The sequence below is a fragment of the Halococcus salsus genome (assembly GCF_009900715.1).
Classification (GTDB): Archaea; Halobacteriota; Halobacteria; order Halobacteriales; family Halococcaceae; genus Halococcus; species Halococcus salsus.
The window spans coordinates 81,609-100,101 of sequence record NZ_JAAAJC010000006.1 but is presented as its reverse complement, the minus strand read 5'-3'; the positions used below and the strand labels follow the sequence as shown (position 1 = coordinate 100,101).

Annotated in this window: 13 protein-coding genes; 4 read left to right on the top strand and 9 right to left on the bottom strand. The window is 66.4% G+C overall.

Annotated elements, in window-relative coordinates; all coding sequences use genetic code 11:
* The first annotated feature begins 94 nt into the window (after positions 1 to 94).
* Positions 95 to 763: a plastocyanin/azurin family copper-binding protein gene (locus GT355_RS14060; protein WP_160135207.1), complete on the top strand. Its 669-nt coding sequence runs from the start codon at positions 95 to 97 to the stop codon at positions 761 to 763.
* Positions 764 to 834: 71 nt separating this feature from the next.
* Here GT355_RS14060 and GT355_RS14055 read toward each other — a convergent pair whose 3' ends face one another.
* Positions 835 to 2,445, bottom strand: a complete 1,611-nt coding sequence (locus GT355_RS14055; protein ID WP_240145824.1) for a DUF7096 domain-containing protein — start codon at positions 2,443 to 2,445, stop codon at positions 835 to 837.
* Positions 2,446 to 2,585: 140 nt separating this feature from the next.
* Entirely contained in the window at positions 2,586 to 3,395 is an 810-nt protein-coding gene (locus GT355_RS14050) for a manganese catalase family protein (protein WP_160135206.1), read from the bottom strand.
* A gap of 206 nt (positions 3,396 to 3,601) precedes the next feature.
* Between GT355_RS14050 and purD the strand changes: the two genes are divergently transcribed.
* Complete coding sequence (gene purD, locus GT355_RS14045; protein ID WP_160135205.1) at positions 3,602 to 4,966, top strand: phosphoribosylamine--glycine ligase; 1,365 nt, start codon at positions 3,602 to 3,604, stop codon at positions 4,964 to 4,966.
* A gap of 1 nt (position 4,967) precedes the next feature.
* On the top strand, positions 4,968 to 5,453 hold the full coding sequence (locus tag GT355_RS14040; RefSeq protein ID WP_160135204.1) for an acyltransferase: 486 nt from the start codon (positions 4,968 to 4,970) through the stop codon (positions 5,451 to 5,453).
* Between the two features lie 319 nt (positions 5,454 to 5,772).
* On the opposite strand, the gene pan1 is transcribed toward GT355_RS14040, so the two are convergent.
* The 7 genes from pan1 to GT355_RS14005 all read right to left on the bottom strand — a co-directional run bounded on the left by pan1 (position 5,773) and on the right by GT355_RS14005 (position 15,653).
* Positions 5,773 to 6,993, bottom strand: a complete 1,221-nt coding sequence (gene pan1, locus GT355_RS14035; RefSeq protein WP_160135203.1) for a proteasome-activating nucleotidase Pan1 — start codon at positions 6,991 to 6,993, stop codon at positions 5,773 to 5,775.
* 96 nt (positions 6,994 to 7,089) lie between these two features.
* Positions 7,090 to 8,982, bottom strand: coding sequence for an ATP-binding protein (locus GT355_RS14030; RefSeq protein WP_160135202.1), 1,893 nt, complete (start codon positions 8,980 to 8,982; stop codon positions 7,090 to 7,092).
* On the bottom strand, positions 8,979 to 10,268 hold the full coding sequence (locus GT355_RS14025; protein WP_160135201.1) for a DNA double-strand break repair nuclease NurA: 1,290 nt from the start codon (positions 10,266 to 10,268) through the stop codon (positions 8,979 to 8,981). The genes GT355_RS14030 and GT355_RS14025 overlap by 4 nt, the downstream gene beginning before the upstream one ends.
* Positions 10,269 to 13,601 (bottom strand): AAA family ATPase, encoded by a 3,333-nt coding sequence (locus GT355_RS14020; protein ID WP_160135200.1) that lies wholly within the window; start codon positions 13,599 to 13,601, stop codon positions 10,269 to 10,271.
* A complete protein-coding gene (locus tag GT355_RS14015; RefSeq protein WP_160135199.1) occupies positions 13,598 to 14,875 on the bottom strand; it encodes a DNA repair exonuclease in 1,278 nt (425 codons plus the stop codon). The genes GT355_RS14020 and GT355_RS14015 overlap by 4 nt, the downstream gene beginning before the upstream one ends.
* Before the next feature lie 96 nt (positions 14,876 to 14,971).
* Complete coding sequence (locus GT355_RS14010; protein WP_160135198.1) at positions 14,972 to 15,322, bottom strand: DUF7346 family protein; 351 nt, start codon at positions 15,320 to 15,322, stop codon at positions 14,972 to 14,974.
* A gap of 7 nt (positions 15,323 to 15,329) precedes the next feature.
* Positions 15,330 to 15,653: a DUF7322 domain-containing protein gene (locus GT355_RS14005; protein WP_160135197.1), complete on the bottom strand. Its 324-nt coding sequence runs from the start codon at positions 15,651 to 15,653 to the stop codon at positions 15,330 to 15,332.
* Positions 15,654 to 15,749: 96 nt separating this feature from the next.
* On the opposite strand from GT355_RS14005, the gene GT355_RS14000 reads away from it, so the two are divergent.
* The gene (locus GT355_RS14000; protein WP_160135196.1) at positions 15,750 to 18,473 is read left to right on the top strand and encodes a DNA-directed DNA polymerase; all 2,724 of its coding nucleotides are present in this window, start codon (positions 15,750 to 15,752) and stop codon (positions 18,471 to 18,473) included.
* Positions 18,474 to 18,493 lie beyond the last annotated feature (20 nt).

Here is an 18,493-nt window from a genome sequence, read left to right as displayed (position 1 = left end):
TGTCGGCCGATTCCGAGTTCGGAACACATACACCAACCGGCGATCAAGGGCCTCGTATGCACGCGATCCGACGGCGACCGGAGGGTGACGGCTGATGCAGCGACGGACGTTCCTGGCGGGTGCCGCGGGGACGGCGGTGGCGGTCGGTACGATGGGTGAGGCCGGGGCCGTGACCACGCTCCGACAGCACCAGCAGGGCGGCGGCACGACCCACACCGTCGGGATGTACACCGAGGGCTCGGACTACTACTTCGACCCGGTGGGGCTCTACGTCGAACCCGGCGACACCGTGGAGTGGACGATCGAGAGCGGCCAGCACTCCACGGCCTCGTACTCCCAGGGCAACCCACAGGCCTCGAACACCCTCATCCCCGAGGGCGCGAAGAGCTGGGACAGCGGGGTGATCAGCTCGGGCTCGTTCTCCTACACCTTCCAGACCGAGGGCACCTACGACTACTACTGTACTCCCCACAAGTCGCTCGGGATGGTCGCCCGGATCGTCTGCGGGAGCCCTGGCGGCCCCGCCGAGGGAACGGAGATCCCCGACGAGGTCGGCAGCGGGATCGTCCCGGAGTCGGACACCATCATGGAGGACAAGTCCCTCGAATACCCCTACGTACCGGGCGTGAGCCACGGCGGCCCGCCGGCGCTGTTCTGGGGCGGGACCGGCGTGTTCGCGGCGACCACCCTCTACCTCTATTCGGTCTACGACCGCGCCACCGGCCGATACGACGACAACGAGGCCGGCGAAGGCGAGTACTGACGACCGACGATTCGACTCCGTTTTTCGATCGGTCCTCCGACCCCTGCCGAGAACGGTGTGTGTGAGTTGGACTACGACGGTTGTGGCGGCAACCGTACCCGGACCGTTTCGTTGTTCGCGCGTGCCACGACGGTCGCCCGACCGTCCGGGGCGACGGTCCAGTGGTCGCCGTCGGTCCCCGTCCGGATGGCCGGCCCGCCACCGACGCGTACCGTGCCGTCGATCGGTTCCCCGTCGGGTGTCGCCAGCGAGAGGTGGAGCGGGCCGGTCGGCTGGGTCCGTTCGACGCTGAGTCGGACCCCACCCCTCGTCGCGTTCACCGGGTCGGCCGTCGGCACGCTCGCCAGCGTCTTCCGCTGGTGTTCGGCGACGACGCGGCCCGTGCTCAGGTTGAGGAACGTCGTGAGCTCGCCGTGGGAGTGCCCGATCGTGACCCCCGAGAGCTCGCTCTGGCGACTCCCCGTCAGCCCGGTGGTCCGCGAGTGCGCCGACGCCCAGGGGTACAGCTCCGCCACGCGGTTGAAGATCGCGTCGACGTCGGACAACCGGTCCCCGGTCGCGTTGCGCTGGCGTGAGAGCGAGAGTTCGCGGTAGTACTCGCCGTCGACGACCGTCGCCAGCATCACGCCACGGTTCGACGTCTCGACGTACACCGGGAGCGGTGTGGGGAACTGGCGTTGGCCGCCCCGTTCGTCGACGGCCCTCGACGCACCGGTCGGGGTGGCGCGCGTGCCCTGGTCGGTGTGATTCCCGTTGAGCGCCTCTTGGATCTGCTCCCGGACCGGGCCCTGCAGCGTCGCGAGTTCGAGGTCGCGGTCCTGCGCCCAGCTACTGACGCTCTGTCCGTCGACCGTCGCCCCGGGCGTCGACTGGGACCGGGCGACCACGCGGTCCGTCGCGAGCGAGAGCTGTCCGGCCCGTTCGTCGATGACGGCGAGGTCGCGGAGGAACTCGTGAGCCGTCAGCGAGCCGTTGTTGTAGGCCGCTATCGACGACTGCTGGCGGGTCGAGAGCCGTTCGATGCCCCGTTCGATCACCCTCGCGGCCGCGCTGACCGTCGTCTGTCGGAGCGCCGGGGATTCGATGGCGTTGAACCGCTCGTCCAGCAACAGCCGTTGGTACCGTCCACTGAGCCGGTCGTTTTCGAGTGCGAGCGACGCCGAGACGTCCAGCGCCGCCCGGGAGTGTGTCTCCTCCTGGCGTTCGTTGGCGGGAACGGTGAGGATCGCGGTCGTGTTGAGCGACGAGACGGTGGTGTCCGGGACCGCGGCGGGATTGATCCGGTTCCCGTTGACGTAGACGCGAGCCGGCCCGCCGCGGACCCGGAGGTCGGTGAGCTGTCCGGTGAAGTTGAAGTCGTCGACGCCACCCTCAGCGGTCGAGCCCGCCGCGGTGGCGTTCGAGACCGTATCGGGTTGCTCGGCCCCCACCAAGTCGGCCGCGCTTCCCGGCTCGAACTGGCCGTTCGTCGTCGCGTTGTAGTAGACGCGCTCGTCGGTTTGGGCGACGATCGTGAGCGTGTTCGGGGACTCCGCCTGCAGCTGGGCGGAGCGGTTCCCCGCCCCGATCTGGAACCCCCGATCGCCGTGTTCGTCGCGATCGGCCGCTACCGACTCCTGGGCGTCCGGGGCCGGTGACGACGACAGCGACGGGCTCGTGGACGCGCCGATAGGGGCGCTCACGCTGGCCATACAGAGGAGTAGGCAGAAAGCGACGGCGGCGATCCGCGTTGCCCGAGACCCCATCTACTCGGACGAACAGGACAGGAGGACAAGAAGACTACGGCTGGGTCCCCGTGGATCGTCGGTGACTGTGAGGGTAGTTAGTTGATCTCGTTGTGCATGGCCTCGATGACGTCGTCGAGGTCGGGTTCGCCGCCACCGGGCTGGTCGCCGTAGGAGAACTCGCCCTCGCCGTCGATGGACTCGCCCTGCGTCCAGCGCTGTTCGGGGTCGGGCTTGCTCTCCCGGTAAGTCGACATGAACTCGTAGTTGTAGTCCTGGTTCTCCTTCTCCTGCGGGAAGCTGTTCGGCACCGGCAGGTGGTCGTCCATGGTGTCGAGCGCGGCGTGCCACTGGTTCTGGTGCATGGTGTCGCGGGCGATGAGGTACGAGAGCATGTCCTCCATGCCGGGGTCGTCGGTGATCTCGTAGAGCCGGGTGGCGAGCAATCGGCCCGTCGACTCGGCCATCACGTTCGCGTACATGTCGGCCGCGAGGTTGCCGCTCGCGACGACGTAGCCGCCGGTAAAGGGCGCGCCGTTCGAGTCGACCGGCATCGCGTGGAGGCCGGCCGAGAGCGCCTGGCGGGGCTGACCGCTGTCCATCATCTCGGCGATCACGGCGTCCTCGCGTGCGGCCTCGCGCTGGTCCTCGGAGGCCCCCTGGAGGTTCTTCGCGACCGCCGTCGCGAGCATCTCGATGTGGCCCAGCTCCTCGGTCGCGGTCCCCATCAGCAGTTGACGGTACTCATTCTTCTCGGCTGGCACCGCGAACGCCTGGAACATGTACTGGAGCGCGACCCGCATCTCCCCTTCGGCCCCGCCGATGGCCTGCTGGAGCATCTTCGCGAACCGCGGGTCCGGATCTTCGACCTCGACCTCGTACTGGAGTTCGTCGTCGTGGTAGAACATTGCTGTTGCCTCGTTGACGATCTCGGGCCGGAGACGATTAGTCAGGAGGCTTGCTACTGCAGCGCACGTGGAGTCCGTTCTCGTGGCCCGAGATCGGTGTTGTCGACCGATCTGAGATGCCCGAACGTTTCGAGGTTGGCGGGATCGCCGACCCGTATTCGACCGGGAGGGGTACACTTTAGACCGACCGGCAACGCCTACCCAGCATGACGGAGACTGTCCTGCTGGTGGGGGGCGGGGGTCGCGAACACGCCATCGCGCGCGCGGTCGACGCGGGCGACACGACGCTCTACGCCTGTGCCGGGAACCGGAACCCCGGTATCGCCGCGCTGGCCGACGGGTTCGAGACCCTCGACACCACGACCCCGCAGGCCGTCGTGGCGTACGCCGAGGAGGTCGGCGCGACCCTCGCGGTCGTGGGCCCGGAGACGCCGCTCGAAGCCGGCGTGGCCGACGCGCTCGTGGACAGCGGGGTCTACGCCTTCGGCCCGACCGCGGACACGGCGCGCATCGAGACGGACAAGGCCTACCAGCGCCGCTTCATGCGCGAACACGACATCCCCGGGTGCCCCGCGTTCGAGACGTTCGACGACACCGAGCGCGCCTGCGAGTTCGTCGAGGAGCACGGCGAGGGCTGGGTCGTCAAGCCGGCCGGGCTCACTGGTGGAAAGGGCGTTCGCGTTATCGGCGACCAGGTCACGCCCGAGGAGGCCATCGAGTACCTTCGGGACGCCGACTACGACCGCGTCGTCGTCGAGGAACGCCTCGTCGGCGAGGAGTTCACGGTTCAGGCGCTGGTGACAAACGACGACGTTCGAGTGACGCCCGCGGTTCAGGACCACAAGCGCGCCTACGAGGGCGACGAGGGACCGAACACAGGTGGGATGGGGAGTTACAGCGATAGCGAAGCGACCCTGCCGTTCATGGATCGGGCCGACTACGATGTGGCCGTCGGCATCGTCGAGGAGACCGTTGCGGCGCTCGACGGGTACACGGGGGTGCTCTACGGCCAGTTCATGCTGACCGCCGAGGGTCCAAAGGTCGTCGAGTTCAACGCGCGTTTCGGCGACCCGGAGGCGATGAACGTCCTGCCCGTGCTCGACACCGACTTCGTCTCGGTGCTCGCCGCGGGGCGCGACGGCAAATCGCTGCCCGACCTCGACTTCGCCGACCGCGCGACGGTGTGTAAGTACGCGGTCCCCGACGGCTATCCCGACGACCCGACCGCGGGTGCGAAGGTCAACGTGGACGAGTCGGCGATCGAGGAGATCAACGAGCGGTTCGCGGATGAGGGCGATTCGGTGGCCGCGGACGGTGGACGGCCGCCAGAGGCGATGTTGTTCTACGCCAGCGTCGACGAGCGCGACGACGGGGTCTACACCACGACCTCGCGGGCGTTCGCGGTGGTCGGGCTCGCCGACGACATCGCGACGGCCGAAGAGGTCGTCGAGGAGACGCTCGCGTACGCTGGGACGGAGGGGCTCAGGGTGCGCCACGACATCGGGACGGCGGATCTCGTGGAGTCCCGCGTCGAGCACATGGACGAGCTCCGGGACGCGAGCGGGCACTGAGATGCCTTCGCGCCACGACCGGATCGACCACCACGCGACGTCCGGCTCGCGGAACTCGCTGTGGTCCTGGACTAATGTGAAATCCCCGCTCGTCGTGGCGCGGAACTACGCCGTGATCTGGCTGGTGCGGCTCAACCCGAGCCTCCGACTAAAGAACTGGTTGCTCCGGCGGCTCGGGGTCACGATCGGTCGTGGGGTCTCGTGGGGGCTCGAATCCACGCCGGACGTGTTCTGGCCCGAGCTCATCACCGTTCGCGACGACGCGATCATCGGCTACGACGCCACGTTGCTGTGCCACGAATTCCTCCAGGACGAGTATCGCACGGGTGAGGTCGTGGTCGGCGAGCGGGCGATGATCGGTGCGGGGGCCATCGTGTTGCCGGGTGTCGAAATCGGTGCCGACGCGCGGGTGGCCGCGAACTCGCTGGTCGTCGACGACGTCCCACCGGACACGACGGTCGCGGGCGTCCCGGCAACTGAACACTGAGTGGCAGGCGGTACGGAAGCGGCGCGGCGCGGGGCGGATGCAGTGCGGTCGCCGCAGTGCGGTGGCGGGCGGTAGTTTGCGGTTGCGGTGCTACCCTGGTGGATGAAGGGCGAACGAGCGGAGCGAGTGAGGGCTTCGGCGGCAGCGGTGCTGCGCGGGGCGGTCGCGGAGTGGTTAGTGGTTGCACCGTGAGCGACTGAAAGGAGCGAGCGGGCCGAGGAACCCCCGAGCGGAGCGAGTGGGGTGACGTGGGCTTTTGATCCACATTTTGCCAGCGAAGGAGCGAGCAACGCGAGCGACTGAGCGCAGCAAAAGGTGGTTATGCGAACGTCTTCGAGACCTCGTCCTCGCTTGTGTCCTCGTCGGCGTCGATCTTCGCCCACGCCTCGTGGAAGTCCGTCATCCGGACCTCGGTGCGGTCCTCGCGGATCGCGAACATCCCGGCCTCGGTGCAGATCGCTTTGATCTGTGCGCCGCTCGCGCCGGAGATCTCGTTGGCGAGCTCCTCGAAGGTGACGTCGTCGGCGAGGTTCATGCCGCGGGTGTGGATCTCGAAGATCTTCTCGCGGCCCTCGGCGTCGGGCTTTGGGACCTCGATGAGGCGGTCGAACCGCCCAGGACGAAGGATCGCGCGGTCGAGCATGTCGAAGCGGTTGGTGGCGGCGATGATCCGGATCTCGCCGCGCTCCTCGAAGCCGTCCATCTCGGAGAGGAGCTGCATCATCGTCCGCTGGACCTCGGCGTCGCCGGAGGTCTTCGAGTCGGTGCGCTTCGAGGCGATGGCGTCGATCTCGTCGATGAAGATGACCGCCGGTTCGTGCTCGCGGGCGACCTCGAAGAGGTCGCGAACGAGCTTCGCACCCTCGCCGATGAACTTGTGGACGAGCTCGGAGCCCGCCATCTTGATGAACGTCGCGTCGGTCTGGTTCGCGACGGCTTTGGCGAGCATCGTCTTCCCCGTGCCGGGCGGGCCGTGAAGCAGGATACCCGAAGGTGGGTCGATCCCGACGTCGACGAACATCTCGGGGTTTTCGAGCGGCATCTCGACGGTCTCGCGCACCTCGTTCATCTGTTCGGTCAGCCCACCGATGTCGGTGTACTCTACGCCGGGGCTCTCCTCGACCTCCATCACGCGCGCCCGGACGTCGGTCTCGTTCGAGAGGTCCGTGACCACCGACAGCGAGTTGTTGACCGCGACGCGCGAGCCCGGTTCGAGCGACGTGCGGGTCTCGTCGGTGACCTGGGTTAGCGCCTCCTGGTTGTTGCCGTGCTGTTTGATGATCACGCTGCCGTCGTCGGTGATCTCCTGGACCGTGGCGACGAACAGGGGCGACTGCTTGAGCTTCTTGTTCTCGTGATTCAGCCGTTCGAGCTTCTGCTGGAACTTGTTGTTCTCGGCGTTGGCGTCGAGCAGCTTGTCGCGCATCTCCTCGTTCTGGGTGTCGAGGATCTCGATCCGCTCTTCGAGCGCGTCGAGCTTCTCCTGATTCGAGGCGTCCGTATCGTAGGGCTGTGACCCCTCGTCCACCGTGTCGGTCATTGGGTACGGATAGGACTGTGTTTCATAAGAGGGTTCGGGTCGACGGAATACCACGGCGTTGGCCGAGTCCGGACGGCGCTTTCGAACCGTCGAGAGCTACGAGTGTTTCGTAACACAGAACGGGAGACCGACGACCTCGACCGCCTCCACATCGGGGGCTTTGACGACCGCCTGTCCCTTCCCGAACTTCGGAATGTCGCGCTTGAACTCCGAGGGGACCGACGGGACCCGCTCGACCACTTCGTCTCGGAGGCCAAGGAAGACGTTGGTATTGGTCTGTTTCAACACCTCGTCGTCGATGTCCTCCGGGTTCTGGGTTATCATCAGGAGACCGAGCTTGTCCTTCCGCCCCTGTTTCGCGGCCTCGCGTGCCCGACGGATGATGTACCGGCCGCGAAGCGTGTCCGCGCCCGAGAGGTAGTTGTGCGCCTCGTCGATGCTCACCAACATCGGGGTGTCCTTGATGTGCGCATCGACGGCGTGGTCCGAGATCTTGTTCTCGATCACGTACGAGAGCATCGAGAGGACGGTGAGTTCTTCCTTCCCGCCGCGGAGGTGGCCCGTCGGAATCACCGTCACTTGCCCCTCGCGGAACAGTTCCCCGGAGATGTCGTCGAGCGGATTCGCGCCGGTTCCCCCGTCACCGCCGCCGTCGAACACGTCGGTGAACACGTCTTCTTTTACCCGGCGCATCACCGCGCTCCACGTCCCGTCGGCGATCTCGTGTCGCGCTCGAAGCACGCTGTCCTCGTGTGAGTTCCTATCGAGGTAGTGGATGAACTCCTCGTAGGTCGGTCGTGCGTCCTCCTGGTCGAAGTACGACGAGAGACAGCCTTCGAGCGCCCCGCGGGTCACTGGTGTCGGGTCGTACGGCATCAGGAGCTCGGGTCGCGAGCGCACCAGTGAGAACGGGATCGAGAAGGATCGACTCTCGCCAGTCGACGGCGGGGTGGTGTTCGCCACGTCGGGGACGAACACCTCCAGACTATCGACGCCGCCCACCTCGACTCCCGCGTGTTCGAGCCGTCGCCGGTCCTCCGACGGGATCTCACCGTCCTCGCGCATCTGCCAGTATTCGTTTTCGGGGTCGAAGACGACCGTATTGAGCCGACTCCGTTCGAGGTCTCCCGTGCTGTGGTTCTCGATCGGGTAGCGCTTCTCGCCCATGAACTGTCGGAGGAGGTTCTTCGCGAAGTGGGTCTTCCCCTTCCCCGTCGAGCCGGCGACGAGCGCGTGACGGAAGACCGCTGGCTCGCCCGACTCGACCTCGCCAGCGGGACTGATACCGGGGTTCGAGAGGTAGTACGGGAACGGTTCGCCACCGACCTCCATCGCGTCGCCACCCACGGAGAGGTAGCCACAGAATATCCCCGAGTGTGGGATGTTGAGCCCCTCGCGTAGGGTCGGCTCGTCCTCGACGCGTTCGACCTCGGTGTTCGGCTTCGGTACCTTGTTCACGATGCCACGCGACAGCGCTTCTGCTGGGTCCTCCCCCCCATCCCCTTCGACCGAGAGGATGGTGATGGGTTCGAGTTCGGCCACCAGCACGTATTCCGACTCGTCGAGTGCGGACCCCCGATTGATCCGGTTGTGGACGTCCGAGCGGTCGTCGAGGTCGGTGTAGGGTTCGTAGCGCAACCCGTCGACGGCGGCGAACAGCCTGTCGTCGCTCGCGGGATACGAAACCGCGACGTAATCGCCCACTCGAACTTGTTCACGGCGCTCGGTGGCAATGTAGGCGTTCACCGTGTACTCGCTCCGACTGACGTGGATCGTCTCGCTCGCGAGCACGTGGCCCACTTCGCGGGGGCCGAGATCGGTCGCCGAACTCGGGACCCGCTGTTCCGAGAGCGCCGTCCCGCCGTCGTTCGTGTTGCTCTCCGCCACGGCTTCGGTTCCACCGTCGGCGTCCACAGCGGCGGTGTCGTCGGCAGTGGACTGTTCGTCGTCCGTCGCGAACGGGTCGTCGTCGAGTGGATTGTTGCTCATTGGTCTACCTCGCTCGGGTCCTCGATATCCTTCCACCGGCCGTCCTGGTTGTAGTCGAACTGGCTCTCGGCCGAGGTGATGAACTTCTCGATAGTCTTTCGGTTGTCGGGGCTGATCCGGGCGATCTTGTCGGCACGGCTGACCGCCCGGGGCACGTCGCCGTTCCGAGCGATCTCCTTCAAAGCCTTTCGCTGTACCGCCTCGCGCTGGGTATCGCCGCCGAGGAAGAGCAGTGGGGCTTCGACCCGGAACACACCGCCCGTCCGCGGCAATCGGACGTAGAAGAACGCCCGCCGGTAGTCGGCGGGCTCACCGTGGTCGAGCGCGTCGGCTACCGTCGAGAGCATCTCGAACGGCCGGTTGTCGATCGCCTGTTCGTGGACGAACCACGACGTGTAGGTCAGATGGTTCAGGCTGTCGTCCCGCAGGACCTCGCTCACGAACTGGTGGTCGCGCCGCCACGGCACGTCGAGTCGGAGACCGTCGTCGTTTGTCAGGTCGTGGGTCTCGATCTTGGTTTCGAGCGCGTCGAGCACCTGCCCGGTCATCGATGTCTTCACCACGCCGATCACCGGGAGACCCCGCTCGTAGAGTCGGTCGATCACGTCGACGTAGTGCTCCGCGATCGTCTGCGGCACGTCCCACGTCGAGGGCACCGGCATTCGGTCGACGGTGTCCAGCATGAGCCAGTAGAGGACCCCCAGCGGGTAGACGGAGCCATCGAAGAACAGTGCCCCGTCGATCGCATCGGCGGAAGCGAGCGCGTGTCGTCCCTCCGCGAGGCGCTGGGCCGCCGTCGAGACCCACCGCGTGACGTCGGAGGTCCGGTCGGCGGTTCCGGGGAAGGCGAGCACCTCGCCGTCGACACGGCCCTCGTCGCCCTCGAAGGTCTCGGAGAAGAACCGGCTATCGTCGTCGTCGAAGTACAACACCGAGCGGATCGTGCCGTCGCGTTCGAGGTCCCGGTTGCCATCCGTCCCCGCAACCCCGAGCTTCGCGCTCGCGGTATCGACGACGAGACCGTTGTTGTACTCGATCGGTCGGGTGGTGCTGGCGTCGATCCCGTAGGTGTGCTCGGGCCACGGGTCCTCGTTCCACGTTCCGAGGTCCGCCATCGGCGTTTTCATACACCTCACTTCGCCGAGCGCTTCGACCTGGCCACCCTCGCGCGCGAGCAGCGAGAACAGCCGACGTGCGTGTTCGGTCTGTGAAGTGGGTTCGTCGGGGACGCTGTTGTCGATATGCCCGAACAGTTCCTTCACGACCCCGAAAGCGGTCTGGTCCATTCAGTCGTCACCTCCGGACCCGACGACACTCAACTCCTCTGGGTCGTCGGGACCACCGCCGGCGGAGTCGGAGCTGCCGGCGACCCGCATCTCGGCGTGCGAGGTCTTCGTCCCAGGGTCCTTGCGCACGAGGCACTCGTGGTCCGCACCGTGGATCAGGCGTTCGTCGTGGCTCACCACGATCACCTGTGGCACGTCCCACTCGTCGAGCGTGCGAAGCATCCGTTCGAGCTGGCCCACGTGACCCTCGTCGAGGAACGTCGTTGGTTCGTCGAGGATGAACGGTGGGAGACCGCTTCGGTCGCCGCCGCCCATGCCCGCGATGAGACGATAGATACCCGCCCGGAGCGCGAGGTTGACGATGGCGCGCTCGCCACCGCTCGCGTTCTTTGGGTTCTCGCGCGTGCCGTCGCCACGCAGGAGTCGGATCGCGTAGTCGTAGGTCTCGCGGCGCTCGTTGTGGACCTCCTCGATCAGCACCTGCTGATAGCCCGCGTTCTTGTAGATCTTCCCGAAGACCTCGTTGGTGTACTCGTTGATGTAGGCGAGGTACTCCTCGCGGAGCTCGGATTTCACTGCCTGATAGGTCGAGAGAATCGTTTCGGTCTCGTCGTAGATACCGTCGGCCCATCGCTCCTTGCGTTCGCACTCGTCGATTCGTTCGTTCAGGCGAACCAAAGCATCCCGTTCGAGTTCGAGTCGGTTGCGCTCGTTCCGGAGACGCCGTGCTCGGGTAGTGTACTCCTCACGTGTCGCCTCGCGCTGCTCGATACGCGAATCGGTCTCCTCGATCTCGGCCTCGATGGCCTCCCGACCGTCGTGCTCGCCGAGTTCGTTCTCGATGGCGTCGTGTTCGTGTTCGAGCGTCGCCAGCTGTTCGTTGAAGTCCTCGATGGCGCGTTCGGCCCCCGCGATGCGCTGGGTTTCCTCGGCGATCGTCGTCTCGTGGTCGTCGATCTCGTCGTAGCGCTCGATAACGGCTTCGACCGTGGATCGTTCGTCCTCGATGTGCTCGACACGTTCGCGGGCCTCGTCGAGCACCGTCCCGCGCTCCTCGATCGTCTCGTGCGCCGTTTCGAGTGTCTCGTCGAGTGATTCGAGCCGCTCCTCCGCCGCCTCGATCTCGTCGTCGAGATCGGTGATGTCGTCTTCGACGTCTGCACGCTCGTCCTCGATATCGGCGAGCATCTCGCGGCGTTCGGCGACGGTCTCGAACGTCTCCAGCACGTTTTCACCGGCGGAGACGGCTCCACGTGCCTTTCGCTCCTCGGTTTCGAGTTCCTCGATGCGCTCGTCGAGCGTCTCGATCTCGCCCTCGATGCGCTCGATCTCCGCCTCCGTCTCTTCGACTGCGTCGCTGGTCTCGGCGACCTCCGCACCGATGTCACTCTCTTCCTCGCGGAGGGTTTCGAGCGCCGCTCGGTGCTCTTCGAGAACGTCGTCGCGATAGTCGATGGCCGCCACGACGTCCTCGCGGAGCGAATCGATGGCGGTCACGTCCGCCGCGAGCGAATCCCGCTCGCGCTCCGCGGACGCGAGGCGCTGGCGAACGTCGGCGAGCGAGTCCTCCAACTCGTCTATCTCCTCGACGACGTGCGCCTCCGAAACCGTCTGACCGCAGGTCGGGCACGTCGACCCCGGACCGAGCTCTCGAAACTCGTCGAGGTCGTCCTCGTAGCGCTGTGCTTCGGTACGGAGGGCGGCGACGGTGCTTTTGGCGTCGCTGAGGGCGTCGGTGCGTTCGTCGCGGAGCGCGGGGAGGCGTTCGGTGCGAACCTCGTCGAGGGTCTCGGCCGTGATGTCGGCATCGAGCCCGTCGACCGGGTCGAGCTCCACGATCCGGTCGTCGAGTTCCTCGACCGCCCCGTCGAGCGCCGCCTTTTCGGTCTCGATCTTCTCGTGGAGCGACGTGCGCCGTTCGGTCAGGTCATCGAGCCGATCTTCGAGATCCGAACGTTCCGCTCGTGCCTCGTCCAGAGCGGACGTCTTCGCCTCGCGTTTCGTCCGCGCCGCGGTGAGGTCGTTCGTGGCGTCCTCGCGTTTCTCGTTGAGGGTTTCGACGCGTTCCTCGACCGCCTCGCGGTGGTCGTCGTCCACGTCTACTGGTTCGGTATCCGGGAGGAACGACCCGACACGACGGCGGCGCTTTTCGAGCGCCGTCTCGGTCGTCGTCTCGGCCTCGTCGATGCGCTCGTCGATGGTGGCCAGTCGTTCACGGAGCGCGTCGCGTTCGTCGACGAGGTCGTCGAGGGTCTCGGCGGTCTCGTCGTGCTCGGTATCGAGCCGGTCGCGTTCGTCGCGTGCGGCATCGAGCTCGCTCTTCGCCGTGGCACGCTCGGCGCTCGCCTCGGTAAGGGTGTCGGCGACCGCTGCGCGCGCCGCTTCCGCCTTCGCTTCGGTCGAGAGGTCGTGGTCGACCTCGTCCGACAGGTCGGCGATCTCGGCTTCGATCCGTTCGACTTCGTCCTCCGCCGTCGCGATGTCGTCTTCGGCCGCCTCGATCGTCGAGCGTTGGTCGGCGCGCTTCGCCTCGACACGCTCGATCTGCGTCGCCTTCGCCTGCCGTTCCTCGATGAGTTCCTCGTAGCGTTCGAGCGCCGCCACTTTCTCCCGACGGAACTCCTTGAGGTCGTCGAGGTACTCCTCGGCCATCTCGGCTTTCCCCTCTGCGTCGTCGATATCGTCGGTGAGCTCGGCGATCGCCCGTCCGAAATCGGCTTCGTCGCGGTCGTACTCGGCGCGGTCCTCCTCGTGGCCACGGCGGCGCTCGGCGTTGGCGTCGCGGACGCGACCCGCCGCCCGACGGGCCTGTTTCATCCGTTCGGTGTGGCGGTCGATCGCGTCGAGCCCGAGCAGGCTATCGATGGTCGTCGTCCGGTCGTCGTCGTCGATGAGCCGGTCGACCTCGCCCTGTTTGACGTAGACCGAACTCGCGAAGTCTTCGGCGTCCATCCCGACGAGTCGCGCCACCGTTGCACGAACGTCGCGGACGCCCGTCACGGGCGAGGAGAGCGCCGGTGACGTGAGTTCGGCGCTCGATGCCGTGCTGGTGTTGTGGACCGTCCATTCGGTGGTGTACTCCGCCCCGTCGACTTCGAAGGCGAGCTCGACCCGCGCGGTGTCCTCGCCACGTCGAACGAGGTCGTCGAGGGTGAAGCTGTTCGATCCGACGGTCGTGATCTTCGAGAGGAAGAGGCCACCGAAGATCCCCATCAGCAGTGATGTCTTCCCCGCGCCGTTCTCGCCGTGGACCAGCGTGACGCCGTCGGGGAACTCGATCGTCTGGTTGTCGTAGCTTCGGACGTTTTCGAGCCGGAGACGTTTGATCCTCATCGGTCGTCCTCCCCGTCGTCCGCCCGCGGCGTCGCCCACGAATCGAGGCGGGAGTTCCCGGGGTCCGTGGCTTCCGCGTCCGTTTCGGGAGCCGGTTCGTCAGTTCCGTTTTCGGTTTCCGACCCCGTCTCGTCGGCGAACGCGTCGGTTTGCGCCTCTCGGATCCGGTCCTCGGCCCACTCGGCCACCCGGTTCGTCGCGAGGTCGGCGTCGCCGCGCACACGTGCCTCGACCGCCATCGTTACGTCGCTCAACGACTCCTCGGCGAGCCGTTCCTCGATCCGCTGGTCCGGGCGTTTGACGACCCCCGACGGGCCTTGGTCGGGGTCGAGCGCCTCGCGGCCGCGGTCATCGTCGACCGTGCAGACCGCCGCGCCGCGTTCGGTCGCGAGGTCGTAAACTGCGCTCGCCGTCAGCGAGGTTCGCTCGCCGGTTAGCCTGACGACCGCCACCGCATCGTCGAGGTCGTGGCGCTCGACGACGTCGGCGGCGTGACTGTAACCGTCACCCTCGCCGAATTCGATGGTGAGCCGTCGGAATTCGCGAGTGTCGAGTTCGAGCGCGCGTCGCGTCAGCTCGCCATTCTCGATCTCAAGGAGACAGACGCTTCGGGCCGCCTCCTCGCCCGCGCTACAGCGTTCGGTCGACCCCGGATACCAGACGTCGACCCCATCGACGACCGCTTCCTCGGCCTCGTGGTAGTCGCCGAGGGCGAGCGCATCGATCTCGGTCGTGGCCTTCTCGATGGCCTCCGTGCTCGGGTGGTCGGCCATGATCTCGGGGACCGGGGGAGCGAGAAGCTGGTGCATACAAAGCAGTCGGTACGCGCCGTCGGCGTCTTCGAGCTCGAACCCCGCCGTCTCCCAAGCGGGTTTCGTCACCGAATCGATCCCGTAGAGCGCGACGTCCTCGACCATCGTCGGCGAGCGGTTGAGCCGCTCGGCGGTTCCCGTCTCGGCGATGAGGTCGAGCCACTGGTCGTCCATCTTGCGCTCGTGGTTGCCGACGATACCGTAGAAGGGGATGTCGGCATCGACCAACCCTCGAAGAGTCCGAATACAGTTACGTACCTCCGGTAGTGGGGGTGTGCGCTGGTCGAAGAGGTCCCCCGTGTGGATCACCGCGTCGACCGGGTCGTTGTCGTGAGCTGGATGGGTTCCACGGGCGATATCGATAGTCTGCTCGAACGCGTTCGCGAAGTCCGCCCGCCGAAGGTCGCTCCCGTACTGGCGCTTTCCGAGGTGAGTGTCGCTCACGTGGAGGATCGTGGTCATGGTCTCACCTTCATTTGACACAGCTAGCCGGCGGTCGCCTATTAAACACCGTAGCATGGAGTGAAAGTGGTCGCCGGGCGGACGCGGCGGGGCGGTTCACGTCGCGTGCAGCCGTTCGAGCCCCTTGTGGGCCGTCTCGGTGGTCCGATAGCCGCGCTCGCCGGCCACCTCGCAGGGTTCGAGCAGGCCCGCCGCACGGAGTTCGCCACACAGCCCGTGGAGGTCGCTCTCACAGAGGTCGTCGCGGAGGAGTTCCCGGACGGGGACCCCACCCCGGTCGTCGATCGTCAGGAGGAGTCCGAGACCGCGGTCGTTGTGGGTCCCCCGGATCAGTCGCCTGACCGGTTCGGGGACCGCTTTCGCGGCGTCGGCGAACCCCGACCCGTCCGCCGAACAGCCGTCGTCTCCCGATGCTCGCTCGTTCGTGCCGTCGGTGGTCGGGTGCATGGCTCGACTACTCGGCCCGGTCGGTTAGCGGTTCCGCAACGCGGTACTTCACGTAGGCGTAGCCGAGCGTGAAGAGGCCGAGGACGATCCCGACTCCGCCGAGCTGCCACCGGCCCTCGAAGTAGATGAACATCCCCCCGAGGGCGACGAGGAGCACGGCGATGTCGACCGAGACCACGAGGCTCCAGAACAGGTGTGAGACCTCGGGTGGAACCTCGACGTCCGAGGTGTCGGGAACGTCGACCGAGGGAGCGCCGGGGATCACCGACGTCTCGGCGTCGGACTCGTCGTCGGGGTCGGTCGTCGAACCACCCAGCAGGCCGTCGAACACGGTTTCGGCCGAGCTACTACCCGCCGGACAATGACGGTTTGGATCCCGGGGCGGCCGACCGCGGGGATTTTTAGCGGCGGCGGCGAAGGGGGTGGTATGACTACTCCGGGGACACAGACGACGCTCGGCGGGAGCGCCGAGTCGGGCGGCGAGCGGTCGGCGGCGGAGGCGGCGGCGCGGACGGTCGCGGGCGACGGCGGGAGCGATGCCGAGATCGTCGACCCCACCGAGCGCCGGTATCCCGACGCGACCGGAACCGTGGAGCTGGCCATCACCCAGGTCGATTACACCGTCGAGGGGTCGGGGGACCGTGAGACCCCGATCATCCACGTCTTCGGGCGCACGGCGGATGGTGAGGTCGAACACGTTCGCGTCCACGAGTTCCGACCCTACTTCTACGCCCCCACCGACTCGCTCTCGGGCGAGCTCGACGACCGCCTCACCGGATCCGAGGAAGAAGACGAAGACGGCGAGCCCTACGAGAGCATCCGTGGCGAGCGCCTCACCAAGATCTTCGGCCAGACCCCGCGCGACGTGGGCCAGCTCCGGGACCGCTACGACCACTACGAGGCCGACATCCTGTTTCCGAACCGGTTCCTGATCGACAAGGACGTCAAGAGCGGCGTTCGCGTCCCCGAGCGCCGCGGCTCCGACGACGCACTCGTGGTCCCCCACGACGAGGTCGAAGCCGTCGAGATGGCGGCCGACGCGCGGGTCTGCACCTTCGATATCGAGGTCGACGACCGTTCGGGCTTCCCCGAGGAGGGCGAGGAGACCATCATCTGCCTGTCGAGCCACGACTCGACGGACGACGAGTACATCACCTGGCTCTACGAGGCCCCCGAGGGCGCGGACGGCCCCGGCGAACTCGCGGGCTACGCCGGGATCGAGGAGGACATCGACGCGACGGTGAAGAACTACGAGAGCGAAGAGGAGATGCTCGACGCCTTCCTCAGCTACATCGAGACCACGGATCCGGACGTCCTGACGGGCTGGAACTTCGCGGACTTCGACGCGCCGTACTTCATCGACAGGTTGGAGGTGCTCGGCGGTGCGGACTGTGAGGGCTACGACCTCGATCCGGACCGGCTCTCCCGCGTGAACGAAGTCTGGCGCTCGGACTGGCAGGGCCCCAACATCAAGGGTCGCGTCGTCTTCGACCTGCTCTACGCCTATCAACGGACGCAGTTCTCCGAACTCGATTCGTACCGACTCGACGCGGTCGGCGAGGTCGAACTCGGGGTCGGCAAGGAACGCTACGCGGGCTCCATCGGGGATCTCTGGGAGGAGAACCCCGAACGCCTGCTCGAATACAACCTTCGCGACGTCGAGATCTGTGTCGAGATCGACCGCCAGCAAGGGGTCATTCCGTTCTGGAAGGAGGTGGCCTCGTTCGTCGGCTGTAAACTCGAGGACGCGACCACGCCCGGCGACGCGGTCGACATGTACGTCCTCCACGAGGCACACGGGAGGTTCGCGCTCCCCTCGAAGGGCCAACAGCAGACGGAGGACTTCGAGGGCGGTGCGGTGTTCGACCCGATCACCGGGGTCAAGGAGATGGTCTCGGTGCTCGACCTCAAGTCCCTCTACCCGATGTCGATGGTGACGATCAACGCCTCGCCCGAGACGCAGGTCGACCCCGAGACCTACGACGGCGAGACCTACCGGACTCCCACTGGTATCCACTTCCGGAAGGAGCCCGACGGGATGATCCGGGAGATGGTCGACGAGCTCCTCACCGAACGCGAGGAGAAGAAACAGCGTCGCGACGAACACACGCCTGGAACCGGTGCGTACGGTCGCCTCGACCGCCAGCAGCAGGCCGTGAAAGTCATCATGAACAGCCTGTACGGGGTCTTTGGCTGGGACCGCTTCCGGCTCTACGACCGCGCGATGAGCGCGGGCGTGACCTCCACGAACCGGGAGGTCATCAGCTTCACCGAGCAGGCCGCCAACGAACTCGACTACCAGGTGGCCTACGGTGACACCGACTCGGTGATGCTCGAACTCGGGAGCGAGGTCTCGAAGGAGGAGGCCATCGAGCAGGCGTTCACCATCGAGGACCACATCAACGAGGCCTACGACGCGTTCGCGAGCGAGACCCTGAACGCCGAGAACCACCGCTTCCAGATCGAGTTCGAGAAGCTCTACCGACGGTTCTTCCAGGCCGGCAAGAAGAAACGCTACGCCGGGCACATCATCTGGAAGGAGGGGAAGGACGTCGACGACGTCGATATCACTGGCTTCGAGTACAAACGTTCGGACATCGCCCCGATCACCAAGCGCGTCCAGCACGAGGTGATCGACCGAATCGTCCACGGGGAGGATCTGAACGAGGTCAAGAACTACGTCCGGGACGTCATCGAGCAGTTCGAGGCCGACGAGGTCGACGTCGAGGCGATCGGGATCCCCGGCGGGATCGGCAAACGCCTCGACGACTACGACACCGACACCGCCCAGGTCCGGGGTGCGAAGTACGCGAACCTCCTCCTGGGGACGAACTTCCAGCGCGGCAGCAAACCCAAGCGGCTCTACCTCGACCGGGTCGACGACCGCTTCTTCCAGCGGATCGAGTCCGAGCGGCCCGACATCGGTGAGGACGACCGCTACCGCGAGTTCAAACGCGACGTCAGCAACGGCAAGGGCGTGATCTGCTTCGAGTTCGCCGACCAGATCCCCGCGGAGTTCGCCATCGACCAGGACAAGATGCTCGACAAGACCCTCAAGGGACCGATCGCGCGCGTGCTCGAAGCGCTGGGGATCTCCTGGGAGGAGGTCCGGTCCGGCCAGACCCAGACCGGCCTCGGCAGCTTCATGTGACCGGCCCCGCCGAACGAGTG

Bases quoted from the DNA above. Each gene is read 5' to 3' on its own strand.
- GT355_RS14040 (WP_160135204.1), top strand. From the start codon at position 4,968: ATGCCTTCGCGCCACGACCGGATCGACCACCACGCGACGTCCGGCTCG.
- GT355_RS14015 (WP_160135199.1), bottom strand. From the start codon at position 14,875: ATGACCACGATCCTCCACGTGAGCGACACTCACCTCGGAAAGCGCCAG.
- purD (WP_160135205.1), top strand. From the start codon at position 3,602: ATGACGGAGACTGTCCTGCTGGTGGGGGGCGGGGGTCGCGAACACGCC.
- GT355_RS14010 (WP_160135198.1), bottom strand. From the start codon at position 15,322: ATGCACCCGACCACCGACGGCACGAACGAGCGAGCATCGGGAGACGAC.
- GT355_RS14030 (WP_160135202.1), bottom strand. From the start codon at position 8,982: ATGAGCAACAATCCACTCGACGACGACCCGTTCGCGACGGACGACGAA.
- GT355_RS14025 (WP_160135201.1), bottom strand. From the start codon at position 10,268: ATGGACCAGACCGCTTTCGGGGTCGTGAAGGAACTGTTCGGGCATATC.
- GT355_RS14050 (WP_160135206.1), bottom strand. From the start codon at position 3,395: ATGTTCTACCACGACGACGAACTCCAGTACGAGGTCGAGGTCGAAGAT.
- GT355_RS14020 (WP_160135200.1), bottom strand. From the start codon at position 13,601: ATGAGGATCAAACGTCTCCGGCTCGAAAACGTCCGAAGCTACGACAAC.
- GT355_RS14000 (WP_160135196.1), top strand. From the start codon at position 15,750: ATGACTACTCCGGGGACACAGACGACGCTCGGCGGGAGCGCCGAGTCG.
- pan1 (WP_160135203.1), bottom strand. From the start codon at position 6,993: ATGACCGACACGGTGGACGAGGGGTCACAGCCCTACGATACGGACGCC.
- GT355_RS14060 (WP_160135207.1), top strand. From the start codon at position 95: ATGCAGCGACGGACGTTCCTGGCGGGTGCCGCGGGGACGGCGGTGGCG.